Source organism: Streptomyces sp. NPDC001415, assembly GCF_053597395.1.
The window spans coordinates 136,278-158,962 of the sequence record NZ_JBSFIE010000001.1 but is presented as its reverse complement, the minus strand read 5'-3'; the positions used below and the strand labels follow the sequence as shown (position 1 = coordinate 158,962).

Annotated in this window: 20 protein-coding genes; 10 read left to right on the top strand and 10 right to left on the bottom strand. The window is 71.6% G+C overall.

Annotated features, from left to right (window positions below):
- Position 1 precedes the first annotated feature (1 nt).
- Both ACWC2B_RS00660 and map read right to left on the bottom strand, forming a co-directional pair.
- The gene (locus ACWC2B_RS00660) at positions 2–664 is read right to left on the bottom strand and encodes a biliverdin-producing heme oxygenase (RefSeq protein ID WP_450714246.1); all 663 of its coding nucleotides are present in this window, start codon (positions 662–664) and stop codon (positions 2–4) included.
- A gap of 170 nt (positions 665–834) precedes the next feature.
- Positions 835–1,704 (bottom strand): type I methionyl aminopeptidase, encoded by an 870-nt coding sequence (map, locus tag ACWC2B_RS00655; protein ID WP_450714245.1) that lies wholly within the window; start codon positions 1,702–1,704, stop codon positions 835–837.
- 77 nt (positions 1,705–1,781) lie between these two features.
- Between map and ACWC2B_RS00650 the strand changes: the two genes are divergently transcribed.
- Entirely contained in the window at positions 1,782–2,012 is a 231-nt protein-coding gene (locus ACWC2B_RS00650) for a hypothetical protein (RefSeq protein WP_450714244.1), read from the top strand.
- Between the two features lie 53 nt (positions 2,013–2,065).
- Here the strand turns inward: ACWC2B_RS00650 and ACWC2B_RS00645 are convergent, their stop codons facing one another.
- A complete protein-coding gene (locus tag ACWC2B_RS00645; protein ID WP_450714243.1) occupies positions 2,066–2,668 on the bottom strand; it encodes a hypothetical protein in 603 nt (200 codons plus the stop codon).
- A 96-nt stretch (positions 2,669–2,764) separates the two neighbouring features.
- Here ACWC2B_RS00645 and npdG point away from each other — a divergent pair, with 96 nt between their 5' ends.
- Together npdG and ACWC2B_RS00635 are read left to right on the top strand one after the other, a co-directional pair.
- Positions 2,765–3,478 carry an NADPH-dependent F420 reductase gene (gene npdG / locus ACWC2B_RS00640; RefSeq protein ID WP_450714242.1) on the top strand — a complete coding sequence of 238 codons (714 nt, stop codon included), beginning with the start codon at positions 2,765–2,767 and terminating at the stop codon, positions 3,476–3,478.
- A gap of 113 nt (positions 3,479–3,591) precedes the next feature.
- The gene (locus tag ACWC2B_RS00635) at positions 3,592–3,768 is read left to right on the top strand and encodes a hypothetical protein (protein ID WP_450714241.1); all 177 of its coding nucleotides are present in this window, start codon (positions 3,592–3,594) and stop codon (positions 3,766–3,768) included.
- Here the strand turns inward: ACWC2B_RS00635 and ACWC2B_RS00630 are convergent.
- A complete protein-coding gene (locus ACWC2B_RS00630; RefSeq protein WP_450714240.1) occupies positions 3,752–4,546 on the bottom strand; it encodes a site-2 protease family protein in 795 nt (264 codons plus the stop codon). The two genes, ACWC2B_RS00635 and ACWC2B_RS00630, sit on opposite strands and share 17 nt — an antisense overlap.
- Positions 4,547–4,786: 240 nt before the next feature.
- Between ACWC2B_RS00630 and ACWC2B_RS00625 the strand changes: the two genes are divergently transcribed.
- Positions 4,787–8,074: an ATP-binding protein gene (locus tag ACWC2B_RS00625; protein WP_450714239.1), complete on the top strand. Its 3,288-nt coding sequence runs from the start codon at positions 4,787–4,789 to the stop codon at positions 8,072–8,074.
- Positions 8,075–8,087: 13 nt separating this feature from the next.
- Here ACWC2B_RS00625 and ACWC2B_RS00620 read toward each other — a convergent pair whose 3' ends face one another.
- From ACWC2B_RS00620 to panB, 3 genes are all read right to left on the bottom strand, one after another.
- Positions 8,088–8,942 (bottom strand): ABC transporter permease, encoded by an 855-nt coding sequence (locus ACWC2B_RS00620; protein WP_450714238.1) that lies wholly within the window; start codon positions 8,940–8,942, stop codon positions 8,088–8,090.
- Entirely contained in the window at positions 8,939–9,976 is a 1,038-nt protein-coding gene (locus ACWC2B_RS00615; protein ID WP_450714237.1) for an ATP-binding cassette domain-containing protein, read from the bottom strand. The genes ACWC2B_RS00620 and ACWC2B_RS00615 overlap by 4 nt, the downstream gene beginning before the upstream one ends.
- Positions 9,977–10,142: 166 nt before the next feature.
- Positions 10,143–11,015, bottom strand: coding sequence for a 3-methyl-2-oxobutanoate hydroxymethyltransferase (gene panB / locus ACWC2B_RS00610; protein WP_450714236.1), 873 nt, complete (start codon positions 11,013–11,015; stop codon positions 10,143–10,145).
- 199 nt (positions 11,016–11,214) lie between these two features.
- Between panB and ACWC2B_RS00605 the strand changes: the two genes are divergently transcribed.
- From ACWC2B_RS00605 to ACWC2B_RS00595, 3 genes are all read left to right on the top strand, one after another.
- Positions 11,215–12,822 carry an MFS transporter gene (locus tag ACWC2B_RS00605; protein WP_450714235.1) on the top strand — a complete coding sequence of 536 codons (1,608 nt, stop codon included), beginning with the start codon at positions 11,215–11,217 and terminating at the stop codon, positions 12,820–12,822.
- Between the two features lie 61 nt (positions 12,823–12,883).
- A complete protein-coding gene (locus ACWC2B_RS00600) occupies positions 12,884–13,495 on the top strand; it encodes a TetR/AcrR family transcriptional regulator (protein WP_450714528.1) in 612 nt (203 codons plus the stop codon).
- Between the two features lie 183 nt (positions 13,496–13,678).
- Positions 13,679–14,701, top strand: a complete 1,023-nt coding sequence (locus ACWC2B_RS00595; protein WP_450714234.1) for an endonuclease/exonuclease/phosphatase family protein — start codon at positions 13,679–13,681, stop codon at positions 14,699–14,701.
- 58 nt (positions 14,702–14,759) lie between these two features.
- Here the strand turns inward: ACWC2B_RS00595 and ACWC2B_RS00590 are convergent, their stop codons facing one another.
- Both ACWC2B_RS00590 and ACWC2B_RS00585 read right to left on the bottom strand, forming a co-directional pair.
- Positions 14,760–16,511 (bottom strand): NAD+ synthase, encoded by a 1,752-nt coding sequence (locus ACWC2B_RS00590; RefSeq protein WP_450714233.1) that lies wholly within the window; start codon positions 16,509–16,511, stop codon positions 14,760–14,762.
- Between the two features lie 118 nt (positions 16,512–16,629).
- Positions 16,630–17,574, bottom strand: a complete 945-nt coding sequence (locus ACWC2B_RS00585; protein WP_450714232.1) for a DUF4190 domain-containing protein — start codon at positions 17,572–17,574, stop codon at positions 16,630–16,632.
- Between the two features lie 83 nt (positions 17,575–17,657).
- On the opposite strand from ACWC2B_RS00585, the gene ACWC2B_RS00580 reads away from it, so the two are divergent.
- The 3 genes from ACWC2B_RS00580 to ACWC2B_RS00570 are packed head-to-tail and all read left to right on the top strand — an operon-like array spanning position 17,658 to position 20,618.
- On the top strand, positions 17,658–19,091 hold the full coding sequence (locus ACWC2B_RS00580) for an APC family permease (RefSeq protein WP_450714231.1): 1,434 nt from the start codon (positions 17,658–17,660) through the stop codon (positions 19,089–19,091).
- 31 nt (positions 19,092–19,122) lie between these two features.
- Positions 19,123–19,803 (top strand): DUF998 domain-containing protein, encoded by a 681-nt coding sequence (locus ACWC2B_RS00575; protein WP_450714230.1) that lies wholly within the window; start codon positions 19,123–19,125, stop codon positions 19,801–19,803.
- Positions 19,800–20,618, top strand: coding sequence for an alpha/beta fold hydrolase (locus ACWC2B_RS00570; RefSeq protein WP_450714229.1), 819 nt, complete (start codon positions 19,800–19,802; stop codon positions 20,616–20,618). Before ACWC2B_RS00575 ends, ACWC2B_RS00570 begins: the two co-directional genes overlap by 4 nt.
- A 115-nt stretch (positions 20,619–20,733) precedes the next feature.
- Here ACWC2B_RS00570 and ACWC2B_RS00565 read toward each other — a convergent pair whose 3' ends face one another.
- Positions 20,734–22,653, bottom strand: a complete 1,920-nt coding sequence (locus ACWC2B_RS00565; protein ID WP_450714228.1) for a S53 family peptidase — start codon at positions 22,651–22,653, stop codon at positions 20,734–20,736.
- Between the last annotated feature and the right edge of the window lie 32 nt (positions 22,654–22,685).

Sequence of the window (22,685 nt, the reverse complement as noted above, 5' to 3'; positions counted from 1 at the left end):
GCTACGCGCTGAGCGGGAACTCCTCCGCCAGCTCTCTGAATACAGCCGTGTTCAGGGAGAACGCCCGCTTGCACTCCTCCACGACCCGCCGCTTCTCCAGCTCATCCGCGCGCAACGCGTCGAGCAGCACGCGATAACTCCGCTTGAACGCCGCCGGGTTGGGGATCCCCTCGAAGACGTAGAACCGTACGCCGTCGCCCTTACGGGCGAAGCCCCACGTCCGCTCCGCCTTGTCGCGGATGATCTGCCCGCCCGACAGGTCGCCGAGATAGCGCGTGTAGTGGTGCGCCACATACCCGGCGGGCCAGGTCCGCGCGCACTCGGAGACGCGCGCGGCGTACGCGGCCGTCGCGGGCAGCGGGGAGGCCGCACGCTGCCAGTCGGTGCCGCGCAGATGGGCCAGGTCCCGCTCCAGTGAGGCCGTGCGCATCAGCTCGGGCCGTAGGAACGGGCCCGCCACCGGGTCGGCGGCGAGCGCGGAGGCGCCCTCCTCCAGGGCCCGGTACACGAACCAGAGCTGCTCGGTGTAGCGGGCGTACGCGTCGACGCCGAGCCGGCCGCCGAGCAGGTCGCCCATGAACGTCGACGTCTCCGCCTCCGTGTGCTGCTCGTGTGAGGCGGTACGGATGAGCGTGGAGAAGGGCGTGGCCGCGGGGGTGGTCAAGGAGGGCCTCCGGAGACCGAGGGGTGCGGGAACCAGCTGGATGGATCGTCTCAAGTTAGGCTTACCTAAGTCAACTGGTTCCCGACGTCCTGTCGGTAAAAACGTACCCGGTGGGGCCGGGGCGCAACACTCGATCGAAAAATCCCGCCCGGCACGATCACGGCGTGGGACTACGGCAGCGTGAGGATCTCCGCGCCCGTCTCCGTGACCACCAGCGTGTGCTCGAACTGGGCCGTGCGCCTGCGGTCCTTGGTGACGACCGTCCAGCCGTCCTCCCACATGTCGTACTCGTGGGTGCCCAGGGTCAGCATCGGCTCGATGGTGAAGGTCATGCCCGGCTTGATCACGGTGGTGGCGTGCGGGGCGTCGTAGTGCGGCACGATCAGACCGGAGTGGAAGGCGGTGCTGATCCCGTGGCCCGTGAAGTCCCGTACGACGCCGTAGCCGAAGCGCTTGGCGTACGACTCGATGACACGGCCGATGATGTTGATCTGACGGCCGGGCCGGACCGCCTTGATCGCGCGGTTGAGGGACTCCCGGGTCCGCTCGACGAGCAGCTTCGACTCCTCGTCGACGTTGCCGCAGAAGTAGGTGGCGTTGTTGTCGCCGTGCACGCCGCCGATGTACGCGGTCACGTCCAGGTTCACGATGTCGCCGTCCTTCAGGACGGTCGAGTCGGGGATGCCGTGGCAGATGACCTCGTTGACCGAGGAGCACAGCGACTTGGGGAAGCCGCGGTAGCCGAGCGTCGAGGGGTAGGCGCCGTGGTCGCACATGAACTCGTGCGCGACCCGGTCGAGCTCGTCCGTCGTCACCCCCGGCGCGATGTGCTTGGCCGCCTCCTCCATCGCCTGCGCCGCGATCCGGCCCGCGGTCCGCATCAGCTCGATCGTTTCGGCGGTCTGCACTTCGGGGCCGGTGTACGGCGTGGGCATGGGCTTCCCGACGTACTCGGGACGCCGGATACGACCCGGGACGGAACGGGCCGGAGAGATCTCCCCGGGCACGAGCAGGGACTGCGACTTCGGCTGGCCAGACATGCCGCCGAGTCTATCGAGCGGGTGTGGGGCAGCATGGCCCTGAGGCCCCCGGCCACCGTCCCAGGGAAGAGGCACCCATGGCTCTGTTCAAGAAGCGCACCGTCGGCAAACCCGGCGAGTGGTTCTACTGCCTGGTCCACCACAAGGTCGAGGAGGGCCCCGAGTGCCCGGCCAAGGACCGCTTCGGCCCGTACGCGACCCGCGAGGAGGCCGAGCACGCGATGCAGAGCGCGCAGGAGCGGAACCTGGAGTGGGAGAACGACCCCAAGTGGCACGACAAGTCGGCGCCGCAGGACGGCGACGCGTGAGCCGCGGCTCAGAGCCTGTGTCCAGGTCTGAACACAGGCTCTGACCGCTACGGCTACCAGCGTCCCGGCGGCGGGGCCGTCAGCTGGTCGGCGAGCCGGCTGAGCCGGTCGCGGAAGCGGCGCGGGCCGCGCTGCGGGGGCAGGGTGTTCTCGCCCGCGGCGGCGCTGACCAGGTGCTGCACGGTGTCCAGGTCGAGTTCCGCGTCCGGGGTCACCGTCAGCGACTCGTGGACCAGGCCCCGCACCTCGCGGTCGCCGCCGTCCAGGGCGAGCACGGTCGCGCCCGCCCGGCGCGCGTCGTGGACGCGTTCGAGCAGCCCTTCGGCGGGCCGCTCGGGCGCCACCACCAGCAGCGTCTCGCCCCGCCGGGCCGCCTCAAGACGGCCGAGCCCGACGGACAGATGGGGCGGCCCGCCCGGCTCGACGCGGTGGCGCACCAGCGTCGGGCTCAGCTCCAGAAGGCCCGACCAGGCCGCCTCGTCGGTGAGGTGGGCGGCCAGGTGCCAGGGCTCGTACCGCTCGGTGCCGACAAGGAGCAGCCCGCCGCCGTGCGGTACGACGGACGAGCGGAGCACGCCCCCGAAGCGGCGGGTGGCCCGCAGCCACTCGGTCCCGGCGAGCACTTCCCGCAGCACTGCGACCCGTACGGCATCCATGGCCGGCAGCCTGCCGCATCCGGCGCGCCCGCGGGGCCGAACCGGGCTTCGTCATCCGGACGGAGGGTCCCGCTACGGCCGAGTAGGGTCGCTCTCATGACTTCCACTGACAACGCCGGTAACGCTTCGAAGCCCGCCGCGAAGGACCCCTGGGAGCTTCCGGACGTCTCCGGCCTCGTCGTCGGCGTGCTCGGCGGCACCGGCGACCAGGGCCGCGGCCTCGCCTACCGCCTCGCCCGGGCCGGCCAGAAGGTGATCATCGGCTCGCGGGCGGCCGAGCGGGCGCGGGCCGCCGCCGATGAACTGGGCCTCGGCATCGAGGGCGCCGACAACGCCGAGTGCGCGCGGCGCAGCGACATCGTGATCGTGGCGGTGCCGTGGGACGGCCACGCCAAGACGCTGGAATCGCTGCGCGAGGAACTGACCGGCAAGCTCGTCGTCGACTGCGTCAATCCGCTCGGCTTCGACAAGCAGGGCGCGTACGCCCTCAAGCCCGAGGAGGGCAGCGCCGCCCAGCAGGCCGCCGCCCTGCTGCCGGACTCCCGGGTGACCGCGGCCTTCCACCACCTCTCCGCCGTGCTGCTCCAGGACACGTCCGTCGAGGAGATCGACACGGACGTGATGGTGCTCGGCGAGGTGCGCGCCGACACCGACCTCGTACAGGCCCTGGCAGGACGCATCCCCGGCATGCGCGGGGTCTTCGCCGGGCGGTTGCGCAACGCCCACCAGGTGGAGTCGCTCGTCGCCAACCTGATCTCGGTGAACCGCCGCTACAAGGCTCACGCGGGGCTGCGCGTCACCGACGTCTGAGGACGGCCGGGCATGGTGGACACTGGACGGGTGGGTGCCGAGGGCACCTGCCCGTCCGCCGTCTTCACCCCGTTCGACATGAGTGCCGAAGTACCCGACAGGAGCCGACCTCCATGCCCCGCCTCGCTCTGTACGCCCTCGTCGTCTGTGTCCTCGCCGTCGCCGCGGCCGTGGTCTCCTTCGCCCGGGGCAGCTGGCTCGGAATCATCTGGGTGCTGCTCGTCGGACTCTCGTCCAACATGACGTGGTACTACCTGCGCCGGGGGCGCTCGGCTAGCGCTGCGGAGTGAGCGAGAGGTCCGGCCAGAACTGGTAGAGGCTGCGGCCCGTCGCCGCGTCCACGTCGGACACCCCGAGCCCGTCCATGATCACGTAGACGAGCCGGAAGAACTCCTGGTTGATCTCGGGGATCCAGAGCAGCCCGAACACCGCGAGCAGCCCGAACGGCGCGAACGGCTCGACCTGGCGCCTGGCCGAGTGCGACAGCCACGGCTCGATGATCCCGTACCCGTCCAGGCCCGGCACCGGCAGGAAGTTCAGCAGCGCCGCGGTCACCTGGAGCAGCGCCAGGAAGGCCAGCGCGTCGCGGAAGTCGGCGGGCACCCCGTCCAGGGCGTGCAGCCAGAACGGGGCCGTGCACACGATCGCGAACAGGACGTTGGTGAGCGGGCCCGCCGCCGAGATCAGGCTGTGCCGCCAGCGGCCCCGGATCCGGCCCCGCTCGATGAACACGGCGCCGCCGGGCAGACCGATGCCGCCCATGATCACGAAGATGACGGGCAGCACGATCGACAGCAGCGCGTGCGTGTACTTCAGCGGGTTCAGCGTGAGATAGCCCTTGGCGCCGACCGTGATGTCCCCGCCGTGCAACGCGGTGCGGGCGTGCGCGTACTCGTGCAGGCACAGCGAGACGACCCAGGCGGACGTCACGAACAGGAACACGGCCAGGCCGCGGGACGAGGCGTAACTCGTCCACACCGCCCACCCGGAGACCGCCATGACGGCGACGATCCCGAGGAAGACCGGGCTGATCCGCCGGTCGTGGTGGCGGGAGGTTGCGGTGGCCATGCCGTGGGCTCCAGTGGCTGGTGGGAGGGTCGAGCGGGACGCGCCCGACCGTACAGGGGCAGAGACCCCGTGTCCTGAACTCGGTCCGGATCGGACACCGGCGCTCTGGGATCACACACAGGCTCTGATCGTCGAACGTGTCGGGGAGGGGCGGAAGTTCCGGTCGTCGAACGTGTCCGGAACGGGCGGGAGTTCCGCACCCCGGGCCCCGGGTCTTGCCGCGTCGATGAGAATGGGGGCGTGCGCTACCGGATTCTCGGCAACACCCAGGCCCACCACCTCGACGGCAGCCCCGTCGCCCTCGGCGGTGCGCGGCTGCGCGCCCTCCTGACGGCGCTCGCGCTGCGGCCGGGCCGGGCCGCCCCGGTGGGCGCCCTCGTCGACGAGGTCTGGGGAGACGAACCGCCCGCCGACGCCCCGGCCGCGCTCCAGGCACTGGTCGGCCGGCTGCGCCGGATCCTCGGCCACGACGCGGTCTTCTCCGCGGAGAGCGGCGGATACGGGCTCGCCGCCGAGCCCGACGCCGTCGACCTGCACCGCTTCGAGCGGCTCACCGCCGACGGCGCCCGCGCCCTGGAGGAGGGCGATGCGGCGAAGGCGGCGACCCTGCTCGACGACGCGCTCGCGCTCTGGTCGGGGCCCGCGCTCGTCGACCTGCCCGACCCCGGCCCCCTCGCCGCCCGCGCCGAGGCCCGCAGGCTCGACGCGCGGCGGCTGCGGCTGGCCGCCGCCCTCGCGCTCGGCCGGGCGCAGGACACGCTGGGCGAGCTCGCCGCCCTGTGCGCGGGCCACCCGCTCGACGAGCCGCTGCACGCCCTGCGCATCCGGGCGCTGCGGGCCGCGGGCCGCCCCGCCGAGGCGCTCGCCGCGTACGAGAGCGTGCGCGCCACGCTCGCCGAGGAACTTGGCGCCGACCCCGGGCCCGAACTCCGGGCCCTCCACGCCGAGTTGCTGAGCCCGACAGTCGCCCCCGCGCCCGCCGCCCCGGTGCACGGCAATCTGCGGGCCCGGCTCACCTCCTTCGTCGGGCGTGAGGCCGAGCTCGCGGACATTCGCGGCGACCTCGAAACCGCGCGGCTCGTCACGCTGCTCGGGCCCGGCGGTGCCGGCAAGACCCGGCTCTCGCAGGAGGCCGCCGACGGCGCCGCGGCCTGCTGGCCGGACGGGGTGTGGCTGGCCGAACTCGCGCCCGTGGACGACCCGGCCGGGGTGCCCGCCGCCGTGCTCACCGCCGTCGGCGCCCGCAAGACGGTGCTGCACTCGGCGGGCGCCGAGGAACTGCGGGCCGCCGACCGGCACGCCGACGACCCGGTGGTCCGGCTCGCCGAACACTGCGGGCCGCGCCGTATGCTGCTGCTCCTGGACAACTGCGAGCACGTGATCGGCGCCGCCGCCGAACTCGCCGAGTACCTGCTGGCCCGCTGCCCGGGCCTGGTCGTCCTCGCCACCAGCCGCGAACCGCTGGGCGTACCGGGGGAGTTGGTGCGCCCCGTCGAGCCGCTGCCCGCTCCCTTCGCGCTGCGGCTGCTCGCCGAGCGGGGCGCCGCGGCCCGGCCCGGCTTCCGCGTCGAGGACGATCCGGACGCCGCCGCCGAGATCTGCCGCCGCCTGGACGGGCTCCCGCTCGCCATCGAACTGGCCGCGGCCCGCCTCCGTATGCTGACGCCTCGTCAGATCGCGGACCGCCTGGACGACCGGTTTCGCCTGCTCACCAGCGGCAGTCGCACCGTACTGCCGAGGCAGCAGACCCTGCGGGCCGTCGTCGACTGGTCCTGGGACCTCCTGGAGGCGCCCGAACGCGCGGTGCTCGGCCGCCTCGCCGTCTTCGCGGGCGGCTGCGACCTGGCGGCGGCCGAGGCGGTGTGCGCCGGGCACGGCGGCCTCGACGCCCCGGACGTGCCCGCCGTGCTCGGCTCGCTCGTCGACAAGTCGCTCGTCGTGGCCGCGCCCGACGACAGCGGCGAGATGCGCTACCGGCTGCTCGAAACCGTCGCCGAGTACGCGACGGAACGCCTGGACGACGCCGGGGACCGCGATGCCGCCGAGCGCCGCCACCTCACGCACTACCGCGAATTCGCCCGCCGCACCGACGCCGGGCTGCGCGGCCCCGGGCAGCGGGGAGCGATCGACGCCTTCGAGCGCGAGTACGAGAACCTGCGCACCGCGCTGCGCCGCTCCGTCGCGCTGCGCGACGAGGAGGAGGCGCTCTGCCTGGTGCACGCCCTGCTCTGGTACTGGCAGATGCGCGACCTGCGTGCCGAGTCGCGCCACTGGGCCAAGGAGGCGGCGGCCCTCGGGCCCGACCCGTTCGCGCCGCCCGTGACGCCCGCGCCGCCGGTCTTCGTCCGCTGCACGGACGCTCCGCCGCCGCTCGACCCCGAGGTCCTCCAGGAAGCCCGGCGCGGCGTGCGGCTGGCCCAACTGGCCTCCATGGACCACGAGATGGACCAGTGGACCACCCCGCAGGCCCTCGAACGGCTCCGTGAGATCGCCTCCGCCTACCGGGCCGGACTGCCGCAGACCTGCCGGATGCCGGGCTCGCTCTGGTTCTTCCCCGTGGTGCTCACCGGCGACACGGCCCGGCTGAGGGAGGTCCTCGACGTGACCGTGCGGACCAGCGAGGAGCTCGGGTACGAGTGGGAGCTGGCCGCGGCGCTCCAGATGCGCGCCAACGTCCTGGCCAACCGGACCGAGTGGGCTGGTGACGCGACCGCCGACGCCGACGCCGCCCTCCTCATCTTCCGGCGCCTCGGCGACGCCTGGGGCTCGGCCGAGGCACTGGGTGCCAGGGGCGAGGCGCGTGAGAAGCGGGGCGAATTCGGCCTGGCCGCCGAGGACTTCACCGCCGCCCTGCGCTACGCCGAGCAACTCGGCGCCCAGGCCCAGGTCACCCTCCTCAGGGCGAGGCTCGCCTCCGTCCTCCTGGAGATGGGCGAGGGCGAGCGCGGCGAGGCCATGCTGCGCGAGATCCTCGCCGACGGGAACCGGGCGGGCGTCGAGGCGCGGCCCGCGGCCCGGCTCTTCCTCACCCTGTGGCTGGGCCGCACCGGCCGGATCGACGAGGCGCGCGAGCAGTCCGATGTGATGCTGAAGGAGTTCAGCTCCGCCAACCTCGTTCTGTTCGAGGGGTTCGTCCTGGGCGTGCGGGCCTGGCTGGACAACATGCAGGGCCGGTTCGCCGACGGGCTCGCGGGCGTGCTGGTCGCGCTCGACCGGGCTCAGGGGCCGCTCTCGCGGATGGTCGCGCCCGAGATGATCGCCATCCACATGCTCACCGCGGCCTCCGCGATCGCCGGACTCGGTGGCGCCGGCAGTGGCGAGGACGCGGCCCGGCTCGTCGGCGCGCACGACGCGTTGCTCCCGACGGGCCACTTCTTGGCGCCCGTGCAGCTGGAACAGCGGGCCGACGTCGAGCGGGCCGCGCGCGCCCTGCTCGACGACGCGGCGTACGAGGCCGCGTACGCCGAGGGCAGCGGCCTCTCCGTGGAGGAGGCCGCCGCCCTGGCGCGACGCGATCGCGAGAACTGATGCCTCGTCAGGCTCAGGTGCGCTTGCGGAACTTGGCGACCGCCAGCGGTGCCATCACCAGCGTGATGCCCGCCGACCAGGCAAGCGTCATCAGCGCGGAATGGGCGACCGGACCGCCGGTCATCAGGCCGCGGGCCGCGTCCGCCAGGTTGGACAGCGGGTTGTAGTCCGTGAAGGACTGCAACCAGCCCGGCATCGTGGTCGGCTTGGCGAAGATGGACGAACCGAACTGCAGCGGCATCAGCACGAGCATGGCCACTCCCTGGACGGCCTGGGCCGTCTTCATGGTGAGTCCGAGCAGGATGAAGATCCACATGAGGGACGCGCCGAACGCCAGCGACAGACCGACCGCCGCGAGCAGGCCCCACACCGAGGTGCTGATGCTGAGGCCCAGGATGAAGCCCATGATCAGCAGGATCGTGGTGGCGACCATCATGCGGCCGACCTCGACCACCATCTTGGCTATGAGGACGGACGACCGGGCAATGGGCATCGTCCGGAACCGGTCCATCACGCCCTTCTTGAAGTCGTCGTTGACGCCGGTCCCGACCGCCATCGCGATGTTGAGGCCCATCATCGCCATCAGGCCGGGCACCAGGTAGTTGACGTACGCGTCCTGGTTGCCGCTGCCGAACATCGCGCCGCCGAAGACGTACACGAACAGCAGGATGAAGATGATCGGCATCAGCACGGCGTCGAACATCGACTCCGGGTCGGCCTTGATCTGGAGCATGTTGCGACGCGCCAGGGCGCCGATGTGGCGCAGGTTCGCGCGCATCCCGATCCGTACGTCGTCGGACCCGGTGGCCTGCCGCGGACGCGAAGGGGTCTGCTGGGCAGGCGCGTTGACAGTGGCGGTGGTGCTCATGCCGCGACCTCCTCGGTCTCACGGGTGGCGTCCTGGGCGGCGGTGGTCTTGTGGCCGGTGATGGCCAGGAACACCTCGTCCAGGCTGGGAAGGTGGGTGCCTATGTGGGCGATGCCGTAGCCGCGCGCCCCCAACAGGCCGACCACGGCGGTCAGTTGCTCGTCGCTGAGGATCGGCACGTTGAGCACGCCCTCGTCGGGCACGACCTGCGTGCCGGAGACGCCGTCGAGGCCCGCCTCGGTGACGGCCCGCGCCATCGCGCCCAGCTGCTCCGGGTCGGTGGGCCGGATCTGCAGGGTGCGGCCGCCGACCTTCGCCTTCAGCTCGTTGACTCCGCCGTTGGCGATGACCTTGCCGTGGTCGATGACCGTCAGCTCGCTCGCCAGCTGCTCGGCCTCCTCCATGTACTGAGTGGTGAGCAGCACGGTGGCGCCCTCGGCGACCATCCGGCGCACCTCGTCCCACACCTCGTTGCGGGTGCGCGGGTCGAGGCCCGTGGTCGGCTCGTCCAGGTACAGCACGGCCGGATGGCCGATCATGGAGGCGGCCAGGTCGAGCCGGCGGCGCATGCCGCCCGAGTAGGTCATCGCGGGCCGCTTGGCGGCGTCCGTGAGCGAGAAGCGCTCCAGGAGCTCGTCCGCGCGGGTCCGCGAGTCCTTGCGGGACAGGTCGAGCAGCCGGCCGATCATGTACAGGTTCTCGCGGCCGGACAGCTTCTCGTCGACCGAGGCGTACTGCCCGGTCAGGCCGATGGTGCGGCGCAGCTGGCGGGGCTGCTTCACCACGTCGAAGCCGGCGACGGTGGCGCTGCCGGAGTCCGGCACGAGCAGGGTGGACAGGCAGCGTACGAGTGTGGTCTTGCCGGCGCCGTTCGGTCCGAGGACACCGAGCACGGTGCCTTCGCGGACGTCCAGGTCGACGCCGTCCAGCGCCTTGGTGTCGCCGAAGTGCTTCACCAGCCCCCGTACGGAGACGGCGATGCCGGCGGCAGTACCGGCCCCGCCGCCGATGGGGTTCTTGTCGATTCGCGTCATGTCCACCAAGGTGCCAGCCGCCACCGACAACCCACCGACAGAGCACCGACAGCCTGTGGACAACCGGCCTACAGCCGCCTACAGCCCTGGGGACGACCGGGCCCGCAGACGACGGACAGCCCGCCGATGGGGGAAGTCGGCGGACTGTCGTCGTGACCGCAGTGGCTCAGTGGAAGGTGTGCTCCTCGGCCGGGAACGCCCCGCCGACGACCTCGCCCGCGAAGGCCTTCGCGGCGTCCCCGAGGGACTCGCGCAGGTTCATGTACTGCTTGGTGAAGCGGGGGGTCTTCCCGGGGGTCAGGCCCACCATGTCGGTGTAGACGAGCACCTGCGCGTCGCATTCCGCGCCCGCGCCGATGCCGACCGTCGGGATGTGCAGCGTGCGCGTGACCTCGGCGGCGAGCTCGGCCGGGACCAGCTCCAGGACGATCGCGAACGCGCCCGCGTCCTGCACCGCCTTGGCGTCGCGCAGCAGCTGGTGCGCCGCCTCGTCGCCCCGGCCCTGCACCCGGTAGCCCAGCGTGTTCACGGACTGCGGGGTGAGGCCGATGTGACCCATGACCGGGATGCCGGAGTCGACGAGCAGCCGGATCTGCTCGTGGCTGCGCTCACCGCCCTCCAGCTTGACCGCCCCGACGCCCGCGTCCTTGACCAGGCGCATGGCGCTGCGCAGCGCCTGCACCGGGCCCTCCTGGTACGAGCCGAACGGCAGGTCGGCGACGACGAGGGCACGCGAGGTGCCCCGTACGACGGCGGCGGAGAGCAGGGTGATCTCGTCCATGGTGACCGGGACGGTCGTCTCGTAACCGAGGTGGCAGTTGCCCATGGAGTCGCCGACCAGGAGTACCGGGATCCCGGCCTCGTCGAAGACGGACGCGGTCATCGCGTCGTAGGCGGTGAGCATGGGCCACTTCTCGCCGCGCGCCTTGGCGGCGGCGATGTCGTGCACGGTGATGCGCCGGGTGCCCTTGCCTCCGTACAGCGCCTTGGGATTGCTGCTGTCGGGTGCCTTCTGGGCAGCCTGAAGTTGTTGCGTCATCGCAACGGCTCCTGTTCGTCATCTCGAAGCGCCCTTACGGCGTCTCCGGACCACATCCATGGTGGCATCCCGTGCCCTCTGCCGGGAAGTGGGTGTCCCGGGAAGCCGCATCCGGCCAGGAACACGAACCGGTGTCCGAAAAGTAAAGACATTGCTATACGAGACGGTCTCGTATCGAAATGGCTTTAGGCTGGACGGCATGTCAACCACGTCTGTCGCGTCCGGCGTCCCGGCCGCACCTCGGATACCCGAAGCCGTCCACCGCCGACGCTGGGCGATCCTCGCCGTCCTGATGCTCAGCCTGCTGATCGTCGTCCTGGACAACTCGATCCTGAACGTCGCCGTCAAGACGATCGCCAGCCCCGCCCCCACCGGCCTCGGCGCCACCCAGAGCGAGCTGGAGTGGGCGATCAACGCCTACACGCTCGTCTTCGCCGGGCTGCTCTTCACCTCCGGCCTGCTCGGCGACCGGCTCGGGCGCAAGAAGATCCTGCTCTTCGGCATCACGGTCTTCGGCCTCGGCTCGGTGCTGGCCGCGTTCTCGAACTCGCCGGACCAGCTCATCGCGTTCCGCGCCCTGATGGGCCTCGGCGGCGCCTTCGTGATGCCCGCCACCCTCGCCGTCCTGATGAACGTCTTCGAGCGCGAGGAGCAGCCCAAGGCGATCGGCATCTGGGCCGGCGGCGTCGGCCTCGCCATCGCGATCGGCCCGATCACCGGCGGCGTCCTGCTCCAGCACTTCTGGTGGGGCTCGGTCTTCCTGGTCAACGTGCCGGTCGTGATCATCGCCCTGATCGCGATGGTCGTCCTCGTACCGGACTCCAAGGACCCCAACCCGGGCAAGCTCGACCCGGTGGGCGTGCTGCTGTCCGTCGTGGGCCTCGTCCTGCTCGTGTACGGCATCATCCACGGCGGCGAGCTGGCGGACTTCACCGATACGACGGTGCTCGCCACGATCCTCGCCGGTGTCGCGGTCCTGGTCGGCTTCGTCCTCTACGAGAAGCGCGTCGACCACCCCGCCATCGACATCGGCTACTTCAAGAAGCCCGCCTTCTCGGCGGCCGTCGTCGCCATCGCGCTGACCTTCTTCGCGCTGATGGGCGTCACCTTCTTCTCGGTCTTCTACATGCAGAGCGTGCGCGGCTACAGCGCCCTGCAGTCCGGCCTGCTCATCCTGCCGCTCGCCGCCGCCCAGATGATCTTCGCGCCGCGGGCCCGGCTCGTCGTCGACCGGTTCGGCGCGCGGGCCGTCTGCACCGCCGGACTCATCCTGGTGGCCATCGGCCTCGCGGCCTTCGGCCTGTTCGACGTGAACACGCCGATCTGGGTCATGGAGGTCGTCTTCTTCGTCCAGGGCACCGGAATGGCGCACATCATGCCGCCCGTCACCGTCTCGATCATGCAGTCGCTGCCGCGCGAGAAGGCCGGTTCGGGCTCGGCCGTCAACAACACCTTCCGGCAGGTCGGCGGCGCGCTCGGCGTCGCCGTGCTCGGCTCGCTGCTCTCCACCGTCTACCGCGGTGACATCGAGAGCCACCTCGGGGCGGTCCCCGAAGGGGCGCGCAAGGCGGCGGGCGAATCCATCGAGGCGACCCTCGGCATCGCCGAGCACATGGGCCCCGCGGGCAAGGCCCTGATCGCCCCGGCCAACGACGCCTTCATCCACGCCATGCACGTCACCGCGTTCGCCTCGGCCGGCGTGGCCCTGCTCGGCGCGGTCGTCGTCGCCCTGTTCCTGCCCGCGAAGCCGCCCGCGGCCCCGGCACCCAAGGCCGAGGACCGGCCCACCGAGGCCGCCCGTAGTTAGGGGGCGGGCCTCCGGGACAATCGGGGGGTCGGCGAGAAGAAGCGGAGCGGGCGTGACCCTGATGGACCAGCAGCACAAGGACGGCGAACCGCGGCGCGGACGGCCCCGCTCCGAGGCCGCGGAGCGGCAGATCCTGGAAGCCGTCATCAAGCTGCTTGAGGAAGGCGTCCCGCTCGCCGACCTCTCCATCGAACGCATCGCCCGCACCGCGGGCGTCGGCAAGGCCACCATCTACCGGCGCTGGGCCGGAAAGGAGGAGCTGTTCGTCGAGGTCGTCCAGTCGATGCAGTCGCCGGCTCCGCCGCTGGCCGGCCACTCCCTGCGCGACGACCTGATCGCCATGGTCGACAACGTGCGCGAGCGCAGCGTCGCCAAGCAGTCCTCCGCCCTTCTGCACAACGTCTTCGCGCAGATGCAGAGCTATCCCAAGCTCTGGTCCAAGTACCACAGCCTGGTCATCGACCCCCGCCGCCGGCTCCTCGACGAGGTCCTGCGGCGGGCCGTCGAGAACGGCGAGCTCCGCGCCGGGATCGACCTCGAAATGGCCGCCGACCTCTTCGTCGCCCCGATGCTGGTACGCACGATGCTGCGGCCCGGCACCGAACTGCCCGGACCCGACCTCGCCGAGCGCATCGTGGACGCCGTACTCGAAGGGCTGCGCCCGCCCAGTTGAATATGCGCGTTGTGTCACAGGGCCCCGGGTCGGGGCTTTGGCCTGGAACCCGCTGCCGCGCCCGGTCGTCCTGCGGGGCGTACGGATGTCGTACGAGAGCTACGACGGCAGGGAATCCCACCCGTTTTCGCCTAGGGTCGAACAGCGGGGACGGTGTGCGGAAACAGCAGTGAGGACAGCGGTATGGCGCGGGCGTACTTGACGGAGACGGGCGACGGCAGCGCGGAGGGCGAGCGCACCGGGTCCTGGTTCCGGCGCCTGGTCGACGGCTGGCGCGACGATCCCGGCATCTGGCGCCGCGGCCTGGTCCTCGCGGGGCTCTCCGTACTGATCGCCCTGGTGATGCTCCTGCACGCGCGGATCCCCAACTCGGTCGGCAACCTCGGCTCGCTCTCGGAAACGTTCCTGCCGTGGCTCGGCGTGTTCCTCCCGGTGCTGCTCGGGCTCGCGCTGTGGCGCCGCTCGGCGACCGCGCTGATCGCGCTGCTGCTCCCGGTGATCGTCTGGCTCAACGTGTTCGGCGGGCTCCTCACCGACAAGCAGGGCTCGGGCGGCAACCTGGTCGTGGCCACCCACAACGTGAACGCCGACAACCCCGACCCGGCCGGCACCGCCCGCCAGGTCGCGGCCTCCGGCGCGCAGGTGCTGGCCCTGGAGGAGATCCCGGGCGACAAGGTCGAGACGTACAAGAAGGCGCTGGCCGGCCTCTACCCGTACTACTCGGTGCAGGGCACGGTGGGCCTGTGGTCCAAGTACGAGCTGAGCGACAGCAGGCCCGTCGACATCAAGATGGGCTGGACGCGCGCGATGCGCTCGACGGTGAAGACCCCGACCGGCGACGTCGCGGTGTACGTCGCCCACATGCCTTCGGTACGGGTCAAGCTGAACGCCGGGTTCACCGCCAACCAGCGCGACAACAGCGCCTACACGCTGGGCGAGGCGATCTCCGCCGAGCCGATCAAGAAGGTGGTCCTGCTCGGCGACCTCAACGGCACGATGAACGATCGCTCCCTGAACAACATCACCGCCCAGATGCGCTCCACCCAGGGCGCCGCGGGCAACGGCTTCGGCTTCAGCTGGCCGGCCGCGTTCCCGATGGCCCGCATCGACCAGATCATGGTCAAGGGCATCGAGCCGAAGTCGTCGTGGACCCTGCCGGAGACGAAGAGCGACCATCTGCCGATCGCGGCAAGGCTCCAGGTGTAGCCCGTCCGATGTGCGCGAAGGGGCGCTCTCCTCAAGGAGGGCGCCCCTTCCGCATGCCTCACCCCGACTCGCGCCAGCGGTTGGTAATGGGAAGGCGCCGATCCTTCCCGAACCCCTTCGCCGAGATCTTCGTACCCGGCGGGTACTGCCGCCGCTTGTACTCCGCCGTGTCCACCATCCGCAGCGTCTTCCCCACCAGCTCCGGGTCGTACCCGGCCGCCACGATCGCGTCCGCGCCCTGGTCCCGGTCGACGTACATGGCCAGGATGGCGTCCAGGACCGGGTAGTCGGGCAGCGAGTCGGTGTCGACCTGGCCCGGGCGGAGCTCGGCGCTCGGGGGCTTGGTGATGGAGTTCTCGGGGATCGGCGGGGTCTGGCCACGCTCGGCCGCCGCCCGGTTGCGCCACTCGGCGAGCCGGAAGACCGCGCTCTTGTAGAGGTCCTTGATCGGCCCGTACGCGCCCGCCGAGTCGCCGTACAGCGTCGAATACCCCACCGCCAGCTCGGACTTGTTGCCCGGGGCGAGCACGATGTGGCCCTCCTGGTTGGAGAGCGCCATCAGCATGGTGCCGCGCAGCCGCGACTGGAGGTTCTCCTCGGCGAGCCCGGTCAGGCCGAGCGAGCCCATGTACGCGTCGAACATCGGCTCAATGGGGACGGTACGGAAGTTCAGCCCCGTACGCCGGGCCAGTTCGGCCGCGTCGCCCCGGGAGTGGTCCGAGGAGTACTTCGACGGCATGGACACGCCGTAGACGTTGGCCGCGCCCAGCGCGTCGCAGGCGATCGCGGCGACGAGCGCCGAGTCGATGCCGCCGGACAGGCCGATCAGGACGGACCGGAAGCCGTTCTTCGCGGCGTACGCGCGCAGGCCCACGACCAGCGCCGAGTAGACCTCCTCGTCGTCGTCGAGCCGCTCGGCGTAACCGCCGGTGAGCTCCGGCTCGTACGCCGCGACCGGCTCCTCGGAGACCACCACGTGGTCGATGCGCAGACCGTCGTCGACCACGCCGGACGGGGCCGGGCCCGCAGCCGGAAGCTCCAGGTCGAGGATGACCGAGCCCTCGCTGAACTGCGGGGCGCGCGCCACGACTTCGCCGCTCGCGTCCACCACGATCGAGTCGCCGTCGAAGACCAGCTCGTCCTGGCCGCCGATGGTCGCCACGTACGCGAGCGTGCAGCCGGCCTCCTGGGCGCGCTTGCGGACCAGGTCGAGCCGGGAGTCGTCCTTGTTCTGCTCGTACGGCGAGGCGTTGATGGAGATCAACAGGCCGGCGCCGGCGGAGCGGGTGGCCGGGACGCGGCCGCCGTCCTGCCACAGGTCCTCGCAGATGGCGAGGGCTACGTCGATGCCGTGCACCCGCACGACGGGCAGGGTGTCGCCCGGCACGAAGTAGCGGAACTCGTCGAACACCCCGTAGTTGGGCAGGTGGTGCTTGGCGAAGGCCAGCACGACCCGGCCGCCGTGCAGCACCGCGGCCGCGTTCTGCGGGGCGCCCGCGGGCTGGCCGAGCCGGGGGCTCGCGACGGGGGACCGGTCCAGGTACCCGACGACCACCGGGATCTCCCCGAAGCCCTCCCGCTCCAGGCGCGCCGCGAGCGCGCCGAGCGCCTGCCGGGACGCCTCGACGAAGGACGATCTGAGGGCCAGGTCCTCGACGGGGTAGCCGGTCAGCATCATCTCGGGGAACGCGACGAGGTGCGCCCCCTGCTCGGCGGCGTGCCGTGTCCAGTGCACGATCGCCTCGGTGTTGCCGGAGATGTCTCCGACGGTCGAGTCGATCTGATTCAGGGCGAGACGTAGTTGAGGCACGCGGCCCAGTGTAATCGTCAATGCGACGCGATGGGGTGGGGAGCGGCGATACGGGGCGCCCGTTCGGGGCGCCCATGGGCCGGGCGGAGGGCCAGCCCGTGGCTCTTCCGCGGCAGGGTCAGTCGGTGACCGGGCTAGGGTCGGTGTCGGTGCCGCTTCCGGTACCTGAGCCGGTTCCCGTCCCTGAGCCGGTTCCGGTGACGACCGGCCCGCTCCACACCGTCTCGTCGTACTTCAGCGTCTGCGGGCCGATCTGGAAGTCCACGGTCTTGGACTCCGGCGGCATCGAGAAGGCGAACTCGCCGGTGGCGTGGCTGCCCGGCGCCAGGGCGCCCGCGAACATGCTCGTCGCGTGCTCGCCGTCGTATATCGCCTCGGCCTCGATCCCGTCCGCGCTCCGCGCCGTCGGAACGGCGGAGGTGACGTCGATGGACTGGTCGCTGTCGTTGACGATGGTGACGGTGAACCGGATCGCCCGGTTGCCCTTGCGGTGGCCCGCGGCGGACGCGTCCGGCGCGTACGGGGCCGGCTTGGAGACGGTGACCTTCACGCCGTCCGGGTAGGTGTGCGTCGCCCCGAACGGCTGCGGCTTCTGGGCGGGCGAGGCGCTCGGCGACGGCTTCGAGCCCGGCGCGGAGGACGAAGCGGGGGAGGAAGCGGGGGAGGAAGCGGCACCCGACGGCGCGGTGGCTATGTTGCCGCCCGGGCCCTTGGCGGCGTCCTTCACGAACACGACGGTGAGCAGCAGCCCGACGATCCCCAGCACGGTCGCGATGCCCCCGAGGACGGCCCCCGCCAGCGGCACGCCCTTGTTGGTGGCCCGCCCCTTGCGCGCCCGCCCGTGCCCCACGAGCCCGAGGATCACGGCGAGAACTCCGAGCACGCCCGACAGCCAGAACAGGAAGGGCACGAGGCCGAAGGCCACCCCGACGACGCCGAGGACCAGCGAGGCGGCGCCGAGACCGTTACGGGCCTGCTGCGCGGGGGCCTGCGGCGGGTCCGGACGGCCGGGGGGCGGCGGCCCCCACTGCGGCTGGCCGGGGGAGTTGACGGGCACGGTCATGGAGAGTCCTTCGGTGATTCATTTTTTCGGATCACCCTACGGCCCGACGTGCGGGAGTCCGCCGCCGAGCCGAGGATGGGCGCATGACGACCACGGATGCCTCCGATGAAGAACTCGTCGCGGACGAAGGGACAAAACGGCAGTTCGTCTCCTGGGTGACGCTGGGCCTGATGACGACGGCATCCGTCGCGAGCCTGCGCCCCTCCCCATCCATGGCCATCTACGGCCTGGCCGCGATCTTCCTCTATCTCCTGCCGGCCGTCGTCTTCCTGCTCCCGACCGCGCTGGTCGGCGCGGAACTGGCCTCCGGCTGGACCGGCGGCATCTACCGCTGGGTGAGCGAGGCGCTGGGCAAACCGCTCGGCTTCCTCGCGGTCTGGTGCCAGTTCGCCATGACGATCGCGTACTACCCGAGCCTGCTCGCGTACGTCGCCTCGACCTTCGCGTACGTCATCAACCCGAGGCTGGCCGAGAACGGGCCGTACGTCGCCGTCGTCATCGTCGTCATCTACTGGACCGGCGTGTGGATCTCCTCGCGCGGCACGAAGACGGTCGCCGGGCTGAGCTCCATGGGGCTCGTCATCGGCACGCTCATCCCCGGCGTGGTCCTGGTCGCCCTCGGCTTCGTCTTCCTCGGCCAGGGCAACTCGTCGGCGGCGCCCATGAGCGCCACGCACTGGCTGCCGCCGTGGACGGGGCTCGCCAGCCTGGTCCTGATCGTCAACAACTTCCTGTCGTACGCGGGCATGGAGATGAACGGCGTCCACGTGTCCTCGCTGCGCGACCCCAAACGCGAGTACCCGAAGTCGATGTTCCTGGCGACCGGACTGGTGCTGCTGATCTTCGTCCTCCCGGCCCTGGCGATCTCCTGGGTCATCCCGTCGTCGGAGCTGAGCCTGACGGCCGGTCTGATGCAGGCCTTCCAGGCATTCTTCGACCACTTCCACATCGGCTGGATGACCAAGGTGGTCGGCGTGATGCTGGTGGCGGCCGCGCTCGGCGGCATGCTGACCTGGCTCGCGGGACCGGCCAAGGGCCTTGTGATGCTGTCGCGCCAGGAGGGCTATCTGCCGCCGGTGTTCCAGCGGTTGAACAAGTACGGCACCCCGCGGAACATCATGGTCGCGCAGGGCGTCATCACCACCCTGATCGGCATCCTGTACGCCTTCAGCGGCGACGTGTCGAGCGCGTACTGGATGTTCTCCGTCATCACCGTCCAGATCTATCTCATCGCCTACCTGCTGATGTTCGTGGCGGTGGTCAGGCTGCGCACAACCCGGCCCGAGGTGGAGCGGGGGTTCCGGGTGCCCGCGGTCGCGTGGGTCGCGGGCATCGGGTTCGCGGCGTCGGTGGCCGCGCTGTTCATCGGGTTCGTACCGCCGGACCAGTTCGGCAACCAGCCGCTCTGGCGCTATCTGCTGATCGTCGGCGGCGGCCTGCTCGCGCTCGGCGTCCTCGCGCCGCTCGCCTTCCTGAAGTTCCGCAAGCCGGGGTGGGTGCATCCGGACCATCAGTAACCACGGACGCCCCCGTAACATTGGCACCACTATGTCCCGCAGCGGTGTGCGAACCCGGCCCGTGGCCGTCCTGCTCGCGCTCGGCGCCCTGGCGTACACCGCCTGGGTCCTTGAGCTCGTCTTCCAGACCGGCCTCGACCCGATCCAGGCGTACGTGAGTGAACTCGCCGCGGCCGACCAGCCGTTGGGTGGCCTCTTCCGCGCCACCGACCTGACGGCGGGCCTCCTCGTCCTGGCCGCCGCGGTGTGCGCGCTCTGGCGCTGCGACCGGCGCCGCTGGTCGCTGGCGGGCTGGTCGGGCCTCGCGCTCTTCGGCGCGGCCACGGCGGTCGACTCCCGCCTCCCGCTGAGCTGCACCCCGACCGCCGACCCGGTGTGCGCGGCCCGCGAAACGGCGGGCCTCGTCCCGGCGACGCACACAGCGCACGCGGTGAGCAGCAGCCTGGCGATGCTGGGAGCGCTGGCGGGCGTGGTGGCCCTGACGGCGGCCGCCCGCCGCTACGGCTGGTGGCCCCTGCTCGCGGCCCGCCTCGGCCCGGCGCTGGTGGCGCTCGAACTGGCCGCCACGGCATGGACGTTGGTGTCGGTGGCGGCCTTCCAGGCGGGCCGGGGCACCTGGGCCCTGGGCGCGGGCCAGCGTCTTCAGGTCCTGGTGGTGGCGGTCTGGGTGGGGGTGCTGGCGGTTTCGGTGGGGAGAGAGGGGCGGGAATGACCTTCCTGAGGGTCGGCGGGGTGGCACACCACGTCGTGGTCGAGGGGGCCGGGCCGCTGGTGGTGCTCAGTGCGGGGCTCGGCATGAGCTGGTTCGACTGGGACCCGGTGGTACCGCTGCTCACCCCGGACCACACGGTCGTACGCTTCGACCGGCCCGGGCACGGTCTGTCCGGGCCGGCCGTGGCGGCGCCGACCGCCGCGGGGGAGGCGCACCGGATCGCGGGGCTGCTTGACGCGCTGGGCGCGCCCGGTCCCGTGACGGTGGTCGGCCACTCCATCGCGGGGTTCCACGCGGAGGCTTTCGCGCGGCTGTACCCGGCCCGTACGGCGGGCCTTGTCCTGGTCGACTCCAGCATCGAGGAGGCCGCGCGCCCTCCGGCCGCCCCGGGGCTGCGGCTCGCCTTCGCGCGGGCGGTGGCCGCGGTGCTGTGCGGCGCGGGCGCCCCCGCCGCGCTCGGCCCCGCGATCCGCCGGGCCACGGTCCGCGCGTCCCGGACGGGCGGCGGCGATCCGGCCCCGCGCGACGCGGTACGGCGCTGCTACGGCACCTCGCGGGTGCTGCGGGGGATGGTCCTGGAGAACGCGGCGTACGGGGCGGTGGCGGCGGAACTCCTCGTGCTGCGGGGCCGGTTGGGGCTTTTGGGGGTTCCGGCTGTCGTGCTGGCGGGGGGTGCCGGGGGTGCGGCCTGGATCCACCGCCAGCGCGCCTTGGCGGCGACGCTGGGCGCGAGCTTCCAACTGGCGAAGGGCGCGGGCCACTTGGTGATGCTGGACGCGCCCGAGGCGGTGGCCGCCGCGGTACGCCCGGGATAGTCGGCACCCTGGGGCGGAGCCCCGGGACGACCGACGGGCCGGCGGGGCGGGGAACGCAAAACCCCGCCCCCGGCCAGCACCTGGCCGAGGGCGGGGCGGAACCCCGGTGAAGGGGTCAGCGGCGGAACGGGAAGCCGTACGACGCCACGTAACCGGGGGCGGGCGAACCCACGCCCGTCACGTCGTCGTACCCCTTCGTCGCGGACAGCGAGCTGTCCTTGCCGAGCGAGCGGACCGACGTCAGCAGACCGCCCGACGCGTCCACGGCGTTGGCGAAGTCGACCCGCGCGACCGCGAGGTCACGCTTCGCACCCAGCGGGTGGTCCGTCACGTCGTGGTAGAGCGGCGAGTCGTAGCGCGCGTAGATCGACGGGTTCGCGAACCCGATCGGGAAGTGGCGCGCCTGCTGGGCCAGCGCCTGGACGCCCGCGATGACCGGGGCGGCCAGGGACGTACCGCCGATGCGGTACTCGTCGTACTTCACCGACTTGTCGGGCCAGGTCTGCGTCTGGCCGACCAGGAAGCCGGTGTTGGGGTCGGCCACGGCCGCGATGTCCGGAACCGTACGCATCCGGGTCGCGCCGTTCGCCTTCGCCAGCGCGTCCGGAACGATGCCGTGCTGGTAGAACGGCTGCTTCACGGTGGAGCTGGTGCCGCCGCCCGCGCCGCCGGTGTAGGCGCCCGGGAAGTTCACCCAGCTCTTGCCGTCCGCGGAGAGGGCGGCCTTCTCGGTGCCCCAGCCGGTCTCGAACTGGTACTTGTCGTTCTTGCCGACCGCCAGCGAGGTGCCGCCGACCGCCGTCACCCAGGCCGAGTTGGCCGGGGTGTCGACCTGCTTCTTGCCGGTGTTGGCGACCTCGTCGCCGTTGTCGCCGGAGGAGAAGTAGAAGCCGATGCCCTCGATCGCGCCGAGCTTGAACGTCTGGTCGTACGCCGCCGCGATGTCCGGGGTCTCGTTGGCCTCGATGTCGCCCCACGAGTTGGAGACGATGTCGGCGAGCCGCTTGTCGACGACCTTGTTGAGGGCGTCGAGCAGATCCGGGTCGTTGCAGGACGCGCCGCCCACGTACACGATGTTCGCGTCGGGCGCGACCGCGTGCACGGCCTCGACGTCCAGGGACTCCTCGCCGTACCAGCCGGACGCCTTGCAGGAGTCCACACTGTTGTACGCCGCCGGGAGGACCTCGGTGTACTGGCCCTTCTTGTAGGCCTTGTCACCGTTGCGCTTCGCGTATGTCGCCGCGTCCGACGCCATGGTCGGCGAGGCGTACGCGTCGGTGATCGCGACGGTCACGCCCTTGCCGGTGTACTTGCCCGCGCCGTACGCGGCCCGCAGCTGCTGGCCGGTGTAGCCGTGCACGGCGTACGGAACCTTCGTGCCGTACGCGTCCGGCAGCGTCTTGGCGATGTTCTGGCCGTAGTACGTGGAGAACGGACCCGCGTTGCGGAAGCCGTCACCCGGGCCCGGCAGGGTGTCCTCGTGCGTCGACTGGTGCGGCGCGTTGTCCAGTCCGGTGACCGTCAGAACGGCGCCCGCGAGCGCGTTCGGCGCGGACGCGGCCTTGGACGGGGCGTGGTAAGTCCGGTTGCCCTTGCGGTAGTTGTGCAGCTGCGTGGCGAACGCCTTCTGCGCTGCGGCAACGTCACCGGACACCGATATGTAGTGCTGGGTGGAGCCCGTGATGGTCAGTCCGGACGACTTCAGCCACTTGGTGACCGCGTCGATCTGCTCCTGGGTCGCGCCGAAGCGCTGCTGCGCCTGGTCGGCGCTGAGGTACTTGCCGTACGACGCGTTCTGCGGGTCGGACACGGCTGCGGCGTACGCGTCGAGGCCCTTCGCGTCCCGCCCGGCGAGGTAGACCCGGGCGTTGACGCTGGTCGATGCGGCGGTGGCGCCCTGGTCGGCGGAGCCGGTGGCCCAGACGGGCTGGGTGCCCGCGAGGGCCGCCCGTCCGCTCGGGACCGGGTCGGCCGCCTGGGCGGACGGTATGCCGAGGGCGAGCGCGCCGGCGAGCAAAGGCAGTGTCGCTGCCATGCTCACACCGGCGCGCCGCCTGGCGCGGCTGG